The organism is Vreelandella sp. EE27 (assembly GCF_968206495.1).
The window spans coordinates 305,291-318,508 of record NZ_OZ309109.1 but is presented as its reverse complement, the minus strand read 5'-3'; the positions used below and the strand labels follow the sequence as shown (position 1 = coordinate 318,508).

General features: G+C 60.4%; 13 protein-coding genes. 3 read left to right on the top strand and 10 right to left on the bottom strand.

Going from position 1 to position 13,218, the window contains the following annotated elements; all coding sequences use genetic code 11:
* Positions 1 to 367: 367 nt before the first annotated feature.
* Complete coding sequence (locus ACWHVV_RS01545) at positions 368 to 1,063, bottom strand: metal-binding protein ZinT (RefSeq protein WP_447927763.1); 696 nt, start codon at positions 1,061 to 1,063, stop codon at positions 368 to 370.
* Between the two features lie 204 nt (positions 1,064 to 1,267).
* On the opposite strand from ACWHVV_RS01545, the gene ACWHVV_RS01540 reads away from it, so the two are divergent.
* The gene (locus ACWHVV_RS01540) at positions 1,268 to 2,224 is read left to right on the top strand and encodes a calcium/sodium antiporter (RefSeq protein WP_447927762.1); all 957 of its coding nucleotides are present in this window, start codon (positions 1,268 to 1,270) and stop codon (positions 2,222 to 2,224) included.
* Between the two features lie 32 nt (positions 2,225 to 2,256).
* Positions 2,257 to 2,823: a hypothetical protein gene (locus ACWHVV_RS01535; protein WP_447927761.1), complete on the top strand. Its 567-nt coding sequence runs from the start codon at positions 2,257 to 2,259 to the stop codon at positions 2,821 to 2,823.
* On the opposite strand, the gene ACWHVV_RS01530 is transcribed toward ACWHVV_RS01535, so the two are convergent.
* Positions 2,794 to 4,584, bottom strand: coding sequence for a TRAP transporter permease (locus ACWHVV_RS01530; protein WP_447927760.1), 1,791 nt, complete (start codon positions 4,582 to 4,584; stop codon positions 2,794 to 2,796). The genes ACWHVV_RS01535 and ACWHVV_RS01530 overlap by 30 nt on opposite strands.
* Before the next feature lie 73 nt (positions 4,585 to 4,657).
* Positions 4,658 to 5,635 (bottom strand): TAXI family TRAP transporter solute-binding subunit, encoded by a 978-nt coding sequence (locus tag ACWHVV_RS01525; protein WP_447894933.1) that lies wholly within the window; start codon positions 5,633 to 5,635, stop codon positions 4,658 to 4,660.
* A gap of 414 nt (positions 5,636 to 6,049) precedes the next feature.
* Between ACWHVV_RS01525 and nhaD the strand changes: the two genes are divergently transcribed.
* Positions 6,050 to 7,528, top strand: coding sequence for a sodium:proton antiporter NhaD (gene nhaD / locus ACWHVV_RS01520; protein ID WP_447927759.1), 1,479 nt, complete (start codon positions 6,050 to 6,052; stop codon positions 7,526 to 7,528).
* Between the two features lie 41 nt (positions 7,529 to 7,569).
* Here nhaD and ACWHVV_RS01515 read toward each other — a convergent pair whose 3' ends face one another.
* The 7 genes from ACWHVV_RS01515 to phnE all read right to left on the bottom strand — a co-directional run bounded on the left by ACWHVV_RS01515 (position 7,570) and on the right by phnE (position 13,213).
* Positions 7,570 to 8,241 (bottom strand): glutathione S-transferase, encoded by a 672-nt coding sequence (locus ACWHVV_RS01515; RefSeq protein WP_447927758.1) that lies wholly within the window; start codon positions 8,239 to 8,241, stop codon positions 7,570 to 7,572.
* Positions 8,242 to 8,317: 76 nt separating this feature from the next.
* Positions 8,318 to 8,908, bottom strand: a complete 591-nt coding sequence (locus ACWHVV_RS01510) for an antibiotic biosynthesis monooxygenase (RefSeq protein ID WP_447927757.1) — start codon at positions 8,906 to 8,908, stop codon at positions 8,318 to 8,320.
* Between the two features lie 127 nt (positions 8,909 to 9,035).
* Positions 9,036 to 9,416 carry a hypothetical protein gene (locus tag ACWHVV_RS01505; protein WP_447927756.1) on the bottom strand — a complete coding sequence of 127 codons (381 nt, stop codon included), beginning with the start codon at positions 9,414 to 9,416 and terminating at the stop codon, positions 9,036 to 9,038.
* A 5-nt stretch (positions 9,417 to 9,421) separates the two neighbouring features.
* A complete protein-coding gene (locus ACWHVV_RS01500; protein ID WP_447929108.1) occupies positions 9,422 to 9,646 on the bottom strand; it encodes a DUF2835 family protein in 225 nt (74 codons plus the stop codon).
* 43 nt (positions 9,647 to 9,689) lie between these two features.
* Positions 9,690 to 11,468 carry a putative bifunctional diguanylate cyclase/phosphodiesterase gene (locus tag ACWHVV_RS01495; RefSeq protein WP_447927755.1) on the bottom strand — a complete coding sequence of 593 codons (1,779 nt, stop codon included), beginning with the start codon at positions 11,466 to 11,468 and terminating at the stop codon, positions 9,690 to 9,692.
* Positions 11,469 to 11,798: 330 nt separating this feature from the next.
* Entirely contained in the window at positions 11,799 to 12,314 is a 516-nt protein-coding gene (locus ACWHVV_RS01490) for a C40 family peptidase (RefSeq protein WP_447927754.1), read from the bottom strand.
* A gap of 83 nt (positions 12,315 to 12,397) precedes the next feature.
* Positions 12,398 to 13,213, bottom strand: coding sequence for a phosphonate ABC transporter, permease protein PhnE (gene phnE, locus ACWHVV_RS01485; protein WP_447927753.1), 816 nt, complete (start codon positions 13,211 to 13,213; stop codon positions 12,398 to 12,400).
* Between the last annotated feature and the right edge of the window lie 5 nt (positions 13,214 to 13,218).

Sequence of the window (13,218 nt, the reverse complement as noted above, 5' to 3'; positions counted from 1 at the left end):
ATGAATCATGATTGAGCAGCGTCCTTCACTACTCTTTAAAGCCGTGAAAATACTGGTAGCCGCTATAGGCCGCCAGGACGGCTCTTTTCAATTACACTATGATACACTTTTTAACCGATATCGCTGATATCCCACACTATTAAACAAATAAATTACATAACAAAAACAGTTCTCTCACTTTTTCAGGGGGTGGCGGGGAAGCCGAATCCATCGCCTCCTGACGCCACACCTGGAGGCTATGACACCGGCAAACGCCGGCACGTTCTAAAAAAGGCGCACTTTCACCTCGGTCGCTACCCAAAAAAACGCCCCCAGGCGATTGAGCGCCAGGGGGCGTTGGGGTGATTTTGTCAGCACTGCTGCCTGGTTAGTGGGCGAGCATTTCCGATACGATTTCGTCGCTATCCATTCCGCTTGGGTAGTAGGTTGGCCAGTTCGTCACCTCCTCCAGCAGGGCTTCGCGGTCATCGCCCCAATAGAGGTGGAAGTGATGTGCCTGGACCGGGTAAATATCGTGGTCGCTGAACTGGATATAGCGCGGCATGCTATCGGTGTCCTCGTTTTCAAAGATAAACCGAACGCCGCGATTGCCCGCCTCGTATTCCAGAATCTCGTAGCCGTCGTATTGATACTCGGCGCTGCGCTCTTCACCGTTTTCATAAAACGTGATGGTGTTGCCATCGATCACGATGCGCTCGACCTCGGTTTCATAACCGATGTCGTAGTAATCGGCATACTCCTCGGCGGTTTTGTCACCGTTTTCAGCCTTGTGCTCGAACACCGGCGCCAGCGTGCCCTCCTGTAGGTAGGGATAAACGGACTGCCAATCGCCTTCCCAGTCGGTCAGCGGGCGATCTTCCACCTGTTCATCATCGAAGTAGCCGGCGTAAATATCGCTGTCGTGATCGTGGGAATGCGAATGGTCATGGCCGTGATCGTGAGAATGGTCATGGTCGTGGGAGTGCGCGTGGTCCTCTTGCTCGGCATGCGCGCCCTGCAAACCTACCAGCAGCAGCGAACCCGCGGCGACCGCCCCTAGTGTCTTGCCTGAAAAACGTGACATATACGCTCCTGTTTTTAAATCAAATGTAACCCGAGGGTTTGTTTTGAGCCTGATGGACAGCCCTTAAAACAATGATATAACATATCAATAAAAAGCAGGATTCGCCAATAGTCCAGCCCGCTTTTTAATCCTGGTAGTGATCGTTTTATCGCGCTAATTTAAGCGGGTAGGCGCCTATATGGCCGGGGATAACAAGGATCGAACATGCTTTACACACTGAGTTTGCTGGGCGGCATCGCGCTTTTAACGCTGGGCGGTGAAGGGCTCGTTCGCGGTGCGGTCGCCGGGGCCGAGCGCCTCGGCGTCTCGGCACTTTTTACCGGCCTGGTGATCGTCGGCTTTGGCACGTCCATGCCGGAGCTCATGGTGTCGATCAACGCCGCGCTCGGGCAACAGCCCGATATCGCCATTGGTAACGTAGTGGGCAGTAATATCGGCAACGTTCTGCTGATTCTGGGTCTGTGTGCGCTGATATTCCCGCTTACCGCCAAGCGCGAAGTGCTCAAACGCGATGGCCTGGTCATGCTGCTCGCCACGTTTTTATTCATCGCGCTGGGCTTGAGCGGCGAGCTTGGCCGGTTGGATGCCATACTGCTGCTGGCCGGGCTTGCCGCCTACCTCGTTTGGGCGTACCTGGGCGAGCGTCAAGCGGGCGGTGAGGCCGAGCTCGCCAAGACCCCAACACCGCCACCGGCCAAGCGCCCTACCTCGACCCTGTGGATTCTCGCCAGTCTCGCCGGCGGGCTCGCGCTGTTGATTGGCGGCTCTCAGCTGCTGCTTTACGGCGCCGTGGGCATCGCCCAGGCGGCGGGGCTCTCCGAGGCGGTCATCGGGCTGACCGTGGTGGCGGTGGGCACTTCATTGCCCGAGCTTGCGGTGTCGTTGGTGGCCGCCCTTCGCCGCCAAGCCGATGTAGCGGTGGGTAACATTCTGGGCAGTAACATCTTCAACCTGTTGGGTATTCTGGGCATATCGGCATTTTTACAGCCGCTTACGCTGGTCGAGCGCATGGCGGCGTTCGACCAGTGGGTCATGCTGGGCGCGGCGGTCGTGCTGGTGATATTTCTCTACACCGGGCGGCGCCTTTCCCGAACGGAAGGGGCACTGCTGCTGGCAGCCTACGTGGCCTACGTAGCGGCAAGCTTTACGCTTTTGGCATAATGATGAGCCCCTGCCGATGAAAGGAGCCGCCCGTGCGTTTGGGCACATTAGGACCAGAGAGCAGCAACCACGCGCTGATCGCCCAGCGCTACCTGGCACACCACGCCCCAGCGGGCCAGAGCGTCTACTTTGACACCTTCGAGCGCGCCTTCACCGCGCTTTTGAACGATGAGATTACCCACCTGCTGCAATGCACCGCTCACGCAAGCCACGCCGAGTGCGTGAGCCGCACCATGCACCGCGCCTTTCCGGTGGACACGTTCATTGCCGGCTCCCACCCGCTGGCGTTGGTGGTGCGCCGCGACGTCGAAAGCCCCGCGCGGGTGGCGCTTCAAGCGGCTACTCGCTACTACACCGATTTGAGCGCCTTTGCCGAGGTACGGGAATTGCCGACCACCGCCGCTGTTGGCCAGGCGCTGCTGGAAGGCGAAGAGGTGGCGGGCATTTGCGCCGAGGCGGTGGCGCTTAACGCGCCAAGGACGTTGCGCGTTGCGCGCTCACTAGGCCCAGCGCTGGATAGCTGGGTGGTCTACGCAACCACCCCGCTTGGAAAGGATTCGCCGCTGTGGCTACACGAGAAAGATCGCCGCGGCGCCTAACAGTACCAGCAGCACTCGCCACCAGGTCGCGCGCCGGGCGATCACGCCAAACGAGATCAGCGCCAGGCCTACCGCCACCTTGAACGCCATGAGCACCGCCTGGGCGGGGTCGACGGCAAGGTCAATGATGGCGGGGTTGGCCACCATGGCCAGCGGAATGATGTAGAGGCCGATACCCAGCGCCATTGCCTTCAAGGCGACCTTGAGCCAGTTCTCCCCCACCATGCCCGCAGCGATGAACACCCCACCGCACACCGGCGGCGTAATCGTGGACAACAGCGCAAACCAGAACACGAACAGGTGGGCCAGCAGCGGCGAAAGGCCGAGTGAGGTCAACGCCGGCCCCGCCACCGACACGCAAATGACGTAGGCGGCGGTAGTGGGCACTTCCATACCCAGAATCAAACAGGCCAAAGCGGTGAGCAAAAGTGCGGGCCAGAGCATATCGCCGGAAAGCGACAAAATGCCCGAGGTGATCTTCACCCCCAGCCCGGTCAGCGAAAGCACGCCAATCACCAGCGAGGCGCAGACGATGATCGAGCCGATCACGGCGATCTGGCGCCCGGCGGTGAGGGCCGCCTCGCTCAAACGCTGACCAAACCCGGCCAGCGAGAAGCGCAAGCGAACGTTGAACAAAAGCAGCGCCATGCCCGCGAAAATCGCAATACTCGCCGCGTACTGCGGGGTATAGCCGCCGTTGAAGATACGCTCCAACAGCAGCACGAAGGGCACCGCGAAAAACAGCGAGGTAATCAGCACCTCTTTCGCCGCCGGGCGCTCGCTGGCCGCCACGGGCTTGAGATCGTAGCGGGTCGCATAGGCGTTGATGCCCACCCAAACGGTCAGAAAATAGAGCACCGCCGGCAGGGCCGCCGCCGCCATGATCAGGGTATAGGGCGTGCCGGTCAGCTCGACCATGACGAAGGCGCCGGCCCCCATCAAGGGCGGCATGATCTGCCCGCCGGAAGACGCCACCGCTTCGACCGCGCCGGCCAGCGAACGCGGGTAGCCCAGCCGCACCATGGAGGGAATGGTGATCGCGCCGGTCGAGGCCACGTTGGCCGAGGCGGACCCGGAAATCGAGCCCATCAACGCCGAAGAGATCACCGAGACCTTCGCCCCGCCGCCGGTCAGACGCCCGGCAAGGGCACCCGCCAGGTTCATGAAGCCCCGGCCCGCCTCGCCTGCGTTGAGCACCGCGCCGAAAATGACGAAGATCGCGACCACGCCAACGCTAACCCCGGTGAGCGACCCCCAAAGCCCGCCTTCGGCGATGGTGAGCGTGCCCACCATGCTGGGTAAGGGAATGCCCGCGTGGCCGAACGTGCCGGGAATATACTCACCGAAGACGCCGTACATCAGCGCCAGCAACGCCACCAGCGGCAGCGGCCAGCCAATCGCCCGGCGGGCGGCCTCCAGGGCGAGAAAGATCAAAAACACGCCGATGGCCATCTGAAGCGGCGTATCGATAAAGCCGTACTGGTAAGCCAACGCCTGCTCGTTGAGCGCGATATAGCCACACGCCGCCACGCCCAGTAGCGTCAGCAACCCACCGCTTAGCCGTTGAAAGCGGGTACGCGCCATATACACCAGCACCCAGGGCAGCAGCAGCGCCATGTGCAGCGGCCGGCTGACCAGCGCCGGGGCCAGGCCGTAAAAAATGAGTCCAAGGTGAAAAAGGACGCTTGCCGCGCCCAGGGCCACCCACCCCTTCGCCCAAGGGCTTGCCTTGGGCGCGGGTATTTCTGAAAGAGCCTGCATCGGATATGCCTATCAACACAAACGCACTACAGCGGCCTGGCCGCTGTAGTGCGTATCAGGAAAATAAAGGGGGTTAGCGCAGCGCGTCGGGCACGTCGATACCGGCTTCATCGTAATAGCGCAGCGCCCCGGGGTGCAGCGGCGTTGCCAGGTTGTCCAAAAGCGCCGGGGTGATGCTGCCCCACCAGGCGGCTTCTTCGGCCATGGCGTCGCGGCGCTCCCAGAAGGTTTTGGTCAGCGTGTAGGCGGTGTCGTCGTCCATTTGCGCGGTGGTAAAGGCCATGACCGGCAGCGACGTGGTGTTGACGTCTTCATCCACGCCGGGATAGGTACCGCCGGGAATCAATTGCGCCGTCGCGCCGGTTTGCTCGATCTGCTCGTCGGTAAGCGATACCAGCGTGATCGGCATACTGGCGGCGATTTCGATCACGTTGGGCGTCGGGAAGGAGCTTGCGGTCACGAAGGCATCGATCTGGCCGTTTTTGAGCGCATCCGGGCCGCTGCCCAGCGCCGCATCCGCCACGCGAATGTCGTTTTCAAGGCCGAACAGCTCGAAATAGCGCTGCGCTTCCCGGGCGCCAAAGGTGCCGCGGCCGATCAACACGTGCTTACCCGCCAGCTCGTCGAACGACGCCGTCCCTTGGTCGTCGGCCAGCACGAAGTGCATGGTAATGGAAGGGATCGGAAAAAGGCCGCGAATTTCCTGTAGGCGCGGGCCCTGGCGCTGAGCAAAAGGCCCCTCGCCCGCCATGGCCTGCTCGACGAGCGCCGGCGGCGTAGTGAACACATAATTGCCCTGGCGCGCCATCACTTCCATGACGTTTTGTACCGAGCCCTGGCTCTCCTCGAGCGTCAGGATGATGTCATCCTGGGTACCTTCGCGGATCGCTTCGGAAAGCTCGACGCCCATTTGATAATAAGCGGTTCCCGCCGAAGAGGATTTATAGGTGATCCGGGTTTCCGCCTGGGCGGCGAAGGATAAAGCACTCAAGGCGAGCAACGTGGCCGATACACTCAGTGCGCGGCGAAGTGAGCAAGTAAAATGGCGCATGGGGCGTCCTCGTTGGGGGCAGCTCTCGATAGAGATCTCTTGATGGCCAGCCCGCGAGGCCGGCGCGGCTAACATACCATGACTTGACGCTCGAGACAGCTACATGCCGAGCCCCGCCCCAGCGCCTGGGCTGATCCATAGTGCCAAGCCCATAGTGTCAGGCGGTGTTGTCGACTGGCGGCTTATCGAAACCCGTTTACCGTGCTTTTGCGACTAACGAATAAGAGCATTAAGAGATATGCCACTTATGGGCGATATTGGCTATTAGCGAAACGGTTAATTTGCTAAAAAAAGATGCATTAAACCAACTTAATACAAACTTCGTTCGTTTTAATTCCGTATTGCGATAAAAGCTGAATTGTTAAACTTGGCAGGACTTTTTCGCCCTCTTTAAACTCACAGGAACTTGCTCTCATGCTAACGCTGCATCAAGCCCCACGCCAGCCGCGACCCTCTCGCCGCTGGCTTTTTTGGTTGTCACTAGTGCTTTTTTGTTTGGCTCCTTCCGCGTTTGCGGTGACCGGCGATCTCGATTTGACCACATCAACAGTGGGATTTTTTGCGCTGGGCGTGTTCGTACTGGCCTATGCGCTGGTCATGGCCGAAGAAAAGATCCACATGCGCAAATCCAAGCCGGTGCTGGTCGCCGCGGGCATCATCTGGGGACTCATTGGCTGGGTATACGTTCAAAACGGGCTATCAGAGGCGTCGGAGTACGCGTTTCGGATGACCCTTTTGGAGTTTATCGAGCTAATGCTGTTTTTGCTGGTGGCCATGACCTACATCAACGCCATGGAAGAGCGCCGGATATTCGATGCCCTGCGCTGCTGGATGCTGCGTAAAGGCTTCAATTACCGCACGCTGTTTTGGTTGACCGGGGGGCTTGCCTTCGTGCTCTCGCCCATTGCCGACAACCTGACCACCGCACTTTTGATGTGCGCAGTCATTACCAAGGTCGCCGAAGGTGACCGGCGTTTCATCAACCTGGCGTGTATCAATATCGTGGTGGCTGCCAACGCCGGCGGCGCGTTCAGTCCCTTTGGCGATATCACCACGCTCATGGTGTGGCAGGCCGGGCTCATCGAGTTCCAGGACTTCTTCATTCTCTTCGTGCCGGCGCTGGTCAACTTCCTGGTCCCTGCGCTGATCATGAGCGCCTTCATCAAGAACCAAAAGCCGGGCAGCGTTTACGAGGAGGTCGCCTTGAAGCGCGGCGCGCGGCGTATCGTTGCGCTGTTTTTGCTCACCATTACCACCGCCGTGCTGTGTCATACGCTTTTACACCTGCCCCCGGTGCTGGGCATGATGACCGGACTTGGCTACCTGCAGTTTTTCGGCTTTTACCTGCGCAAGAGCTTACCCAAGTCGCTTGCGCGCAAGCGCGAACGTTACAGCCGCCGGGGCGACAATAAAAAGCTCGAGCAGTTGGGTAGCGTGGTGCCTTTCGATGTTTTCAACCGGGTGGCACGGGCCGAGTGGGACACGCTGCTGTTCTTCTACGGGGTGGTGATGTGCGTAGGGGGCCTTGGCTTTATGGGCTACCTGGGGCTTTTGTCCGAGGCGCTCTATACCGGCTGGAACCCGACCTGGGCCAACGTGGTGCTCGGCGTGGTCTCGGCGGTGGTGGACAACATTCCGGTGATGTTCGCCGTGCTGACCATGCAGCCGGAGATGGCGCACGGCCAGTGGCTATTGATTACGCTGACCGCCGGGGTCGGGGGCAGCCTGCTTTCGATTGGCTCGGCGGCGGGGGTCGCGGTGATGGGCCAGGCCCGCGGGTCGTATACCTTCATGGGCCACCTTCGCTGGACGCCGGTAATCCTGCTTGGCTACGTGGCGAGTATTCTGGTCCACCTTTGGCTCAACGCGGGTAGCTTTGGGCCGCTGAGTTAGCCCTACCCCCGGCGCCGCTCGCCTGGCGCCGGGGTCATCGTTTAACGCTCGAGTATATTCAAAGGCCCGGCGCGTTCGATCACGCGCTGCCAGGTCGGGTCGCTTTCGATGCGTTGGGCGTAGGCGTCGATGCTTGGATACGCCTCCAGCGAGCGTGTGCCCTTCAGCGCCAGAATGGGAAAGCTCATCTGCACATCCGCGCCGCTTGGCCACTGGCCGCCGAAGTTGCCGTGCTTTGCCAGGTGCGCTTCCATGAACGCCACGTGCTGGTCGAGCTGCGGGTCGATAAAGCGCTCGCGCACCGTCGAGCTTATGCCCTTGGCCACGGGCCGCACCAAGGCCGGCGACTGTTTGGGAATCATGCTAAAGATCAGGCTCATCAGCAAAAGCGGCATCAAGGAGCCTTCGGCGTAGTGCAGCCAGTAACGATAATCGACCCAGTCATTGAGCGCGTCGGCATCCGGTTTGAAACGCCCGTTGCCGTAGCGCTCGATCAGGTAGTCGATGATCGCGCCGGACTCGGCAATGACCAGCTCGCCGTCGGTAATCACCGGCGATTTGCCCAGCGGATGTACGTCCTTGAGCTCTTTGGGCGCCTGCTGGGTTTTGGGGTTGCGCTTATAAACGCGGATCTCGTACTCGAGTTCCAAAAGCTCTAAAAGCCAGATAACCCGGTGGGAGCGCGATTTCTCGAGATGGTGTACGTGGATCATGGCCCTTCCCTGTCGTCGATGGCGGTATTGCCTGGTGCCTATCGTCTGGCCGGGCTTGCCGACCAGACGTCATCCGTTACAGCTTGGCCTGGGAGCGGTAGCTTTGCCACCAGCGCGAAAGCATCTCCCGCGGCGGCCACTTGCCCTGAAGCCAGGGCCGGAGCAGTCGGGTCGAGAGCGGAATGAAGATAAACACCATGACCGGAGTGAGCGCTAGCGTACTCACCAGTACACGGGGCACCAGCGCCCAATCCGCCAAAAAAGCACCAAACAGCGCCTGAAACATCAGCGAAATGGGAAAGAACGCCAGCCACACGGCTACCGCTTGCTTCCAGCGCGGCGGCGGCTCGCCCCCATCCATTTGAAACCAGGCGCCAAGCCCCGTGGCGCGCTGTTCGATCGGAGCATCGTAAAGGCCCTTGCCCCGCTTGAGCCAGCCGCCCCGAGAGGCCGAATGCTGCCAGGCGTTGAGCGTTTGGTGGCTACTAAAGCGAAAAACGATTTGATACTCGTCGTCGCCCTTGGGCGGCGCCAATACGCCGGAGCCCAGGTAGCCGGGGAAATCCGCCGCCAGGTCACGGCCTTCGTTCAACCAGCGGTTAAAGTCCTGATAGCGGCCGTCGGCCACGCGACGGGCCACCATCAAGGTAACGGGTGAGGCAGACATGGGTTATCTCCTGATCAATGAAGCAGCTTGCCGGGTAGGCCGCTGCCAGCCGCCGGGGCGGGTAAGCCCTGGGCGAGCGTCTCATTATAGAGGCAATATGCGTGCCAGTGGAGTCTAAACCTGGGAATTAATGATGGACGGGCGTCGAGCGCTCGCCGCGCTGAAAAGCGCGTACGCGCTGGTAGATGGCAATGGCCTCGGCAACGGCCAGCTCTTCGTCCTCGGAAAGCCAAAGCGCCTCGGTGGGGTGGTGTTCATCGGCAAGCAGCGCGTTCACATCGCGCCGGTGGCGCTCCAGCAGCACCTCCAGCGCCAGGCGCAAGCGATACACCTCCAGTGTAAAGTGCTCTTTTTGCTCTTTACGCCTTATCACCTCGAACGGGTCACTGGCGCTTTCGATCAAACTTTCGAGCGTATTGAACACCAGCTTTTCCGCCAGGTTCAGGTTGGGAATAACGCTAAGCACCAACTCCCGGAGGGTTGTCGTCACTGCCTTTTGGGAGTGCATTTAAATCACCTTCGAACAAAAACGATACGACTAAAACGACCTTCATCGGTAAAGATCAACCTAAACACGCCGTGGACACCGTCCTGGTCCACTACGCGGCGAAGCGCTTCAGCGGGAAACACGACCCAGCGGCCGTCGATACTGCGAGCCCGTACATTGTTATAGCGCCCTTCGTAGTGCGCCAGGCACTCACGCTGGGTCAGGTTAAGGATAACATCGATAGAGGGCATGGTCGGGGCTTCAAAAATCACTCAAACTAACATCGTTCGACATTTATCGCAGGCCTTTCGATAACGGCTTGAGGGTTTGCCAATCGAGACGCTCGGGCCACTGCTCGATCCAGCCAGGCACCTGGCCGGCGGCCATGGGTTTAGCGATACCGTAGCCCTGGGCCAGGTGACAGCCAAGTGCCATCAACGCGCTGGCGTGGGCCAGCGTTTCCACGCCTTCGGCCAGCATCGGCTTTTTGAACCGGTTGGCCATATAGATCACGCTCTCGACGATCGCCATGTCGTCGTTGTCGATGAGCATATCCCGCACGAAGCTTTGATCGATTTTAATCAGGTTCACCGGCAGCTGGCGAAGGTGGGTCAGCGAAGAGAAGCCGGTGCCGAAGTCGTCGATCGCAAACCCGACCCCCAGTGCCTGGCAGCAGGTCATGTTGACCAGGGCTGACTGAATATCGTGAATGGCAGCGCTTTCGAGTACCTCCAGCTTCAAATAGCGGGGGCAAACGTTGGGATACGCCGCCAAACACGCCGACAAACGCTGGCTGAAGTCCTTCACCAGAAGATGAGCCGGGCTGATATTGACGCTGACCGTCAGCGCCAGCCCCTGATGTTGCCACACCGAGAGCTGGCGCAGCGCTTCGTTGATCACCCATTCGCCAAGCTCTACCTCGAGGGTGGTGGTTTCGATGGCCGGTAAAAAGGCCGCCGGCGCCAGCAGGCCATCTTCCGGGTGCTGCCAACGGATCAGCGCCTCCAGGCCAATGACTTCGCCGCTTCGCATATCGATTTGCGGCTGATAGTGAAGGCGTAGCTCCTGATGGCTGAGCGCGTCGACGAAGCGCTTGCGCTGTTCGTGACGCGCGCGCAGCAGCCGGTCCTGGAGAGGGTCGAAAAAGTGGTAGATATTGCGCCCGCGCTGCTTGGCGCGGTACATCGCCTGATTGGCATGGCGCAGCAGTACATCGCCCTGGGTGTCATCTTCCGGGTAAAGCGTGACGCCCAGACTTACCGTCAGGTAAATGCTTTGCCCATCGATCAACAGCGGCTGACGAATGGAGTCCAGCAGCGCCTCGAAATATGCCTGGTCCACGCCGTGGTGCAACAGCAGCACGAACTCGTCGCCGCCTACGCGGGCCAGCACGTCATCGCCAAACAGCAGGTGACTGACGCGCTGGGAGAACGTGGCGAGAATCGTGTCGCCGCACTGCGGCCCCAAACGCTCGTTGATCGTTTGGAAGTAGTCGATGTCCAGCGAACACACCGCCAGCGGAAGCCCTCTGGCGTCGGCGTGGGCAATGGATTCCTGGATCAGCTGGGTCAAAAGCTGCAGGTTGGGCAGGCCGGTCAGCGAATCGAAATAGACCTCGCGGTTTAAATGCCGCGCATGGGCAGGAATGGCCGAAAGGTCCGCGAGCACGATGACGTGGTAGGCCACCGCGCCCTGCGTGTCGCGTACCCGGTTGGTCGACATCATCGCCGGGTAGAATTTGCCATCGTGGCTTTTGTAGCTGACCTGGCTTTTGCCGCGATCACGAAACAGGGCTTCCTCGCGGACCAGGCGCGATTCGTGGTTATCCTCAAGCGCCAGAATACTGAACGCCTGGGGCGACTTGCCCATCGCCTGTTCGCGTGTAAGCCCGGTCAGCTCGCAAAACGCCGGGTTGACGTCGAGCACCAGGTTGTCGGCATCGGTAATGATAATGGCTTCGTTGGCGTAGCCGAACGCGGCCTCGCTGGGCGAGAAAGAGCCGCCGACGTCAACGACCGACAGCGGTGCACCGGGGCCTAGAGACGGCGCAATATCGGTTTTTTGTGGGGTCAATGAACTGCTCCTTAAGCAGATCGAGCAGCGGGCTTTATCGCGCCCGTCTTACTCTCTTATGCAATCGACACACCGGTCACTGATACCGCTTGCTTGACCACCTTTTGCTCACACGCGTGACTGACACGCGTAGCTCATGCTGCTCGTCACTCGAACGAACCCTCGAGCGGCCGGGCCACGGCTTTTTGAACGTCTAAACCTGGTCGCGCCCGGCGTTACGGTATTAAAACCCTCATACCCGCGTCAGGGTAATTCTCATTTTATCCAGGATAACACTATTAACACTTTCCCGACGTGCTTGCATTAAACGTACGAGGTTTACTGACCCGATCAAGGCGCCAGGGCGGCGGCGCCCAAATAGCGCTGTTCCCAGTAGTCGATATCCAGCGGCACGCTCACCACGTGACGACCGGAACCCGGGGCATGAATCATCTGACGGTTACCCCGGTAAATGCCGACGTGGGTCGCCTTGGAGCCGCTGCCAAAAAACAGCAGGTCCCCTGGCCGCGGTGTTGCCGTGTTGGGGAGCGCGCGGTACTGCGCGTCGGCGGTGCGGGGCACGCGCAAACCGGCGGCGCGATAGGTCATTTCGACCAGCCCCGAGCAGTCGAGCCCCTTGGGGGAATTGCCGCCAAAGCGGTAGGGAGTGCCGATCGCCTGCTGGGCGTGGGAGAGGATCAGCGCGCGCTCCATCGAGATACCCGCCATGGTGCCGGGGCCGGGCCCCGGCGCGGTGGCGATCTCTTTACTGGCGCACCCGGCCAATAGAAAAAGGGCCAAAAGCGGCCCAAGACGGCGAAGACCAACGGCGTAGAACGAGGCAAACGAAAACAAAGTGGTCGACATGGAGCACTCAGCCAATTGAAGTGGGATGCCTTCATCATGGCCCAAGCCGCGGCCCCCCGCCACTCGATCCTACACCTGGCGCCTCAAAGCATGGCGTGGCGCACCCGCGCCGAGACCCACTCGGAGACCAGCACCGTGGCAAAAATCATGACAAAGATGACGCTGACCTGGCTCCAGGCCAGGCTGTTGATCGAGGCGTTCAGTTGAAGGCCGATACCGCCAGCGCCCACCAGCCCCAATACCGTCGATTCGCGGATATTGATATCCCAGCGATACACGCTGATACCTGCGAAAGCGGGCATGACCTGGGGCAGCACGGCGTAGTTCATCACCTGCAGGCGGCTGGCACCGGTGGCGCTGATCGCCTCCACCGGGGTCGGGTGGATCTCCTCGATCGCCTCATACAAAAGCTTACCCACGAAACCAATCGAGCGCAGGGCAATGGCGATGATGCCCGCCAGCACGCCGGGGCCGACGATGGTGACCAACAACATCGCCCAGATCAACGAGTTGATCGAGCGCGACGAGACGATCACGGTCAGCGCCGCACTGCGCACCAGCGGGTGCGGCGTGGTATTCCGCGCGGCCAGAAACGCCACGGGAAAAGCCATTAAAATACCCAGCGCCGTGCCCAGGGTCGCGATGTTGATAGTGTCCCACATGGGCTGCCAGAGCCTGGCGGCGTATTCCCACTTGGGCGGCAGCATCCGGCTGATCAGATCGCTCCCCTGGCGCCCGGCGTCCAGGGCGAACACCCACATGGTGTTGTCGGAAATCACTTTCCAGCAGAGCAAAAAGAGACTTGCCCCGAAAAGCCAGCCGCCGAAACGCAGCCACTGAGCGCGAGACGTGCGCCGCTGCCAAAGCGGTACGCCGGTGGCGGAGGTTAAAACGGGCATCGCGG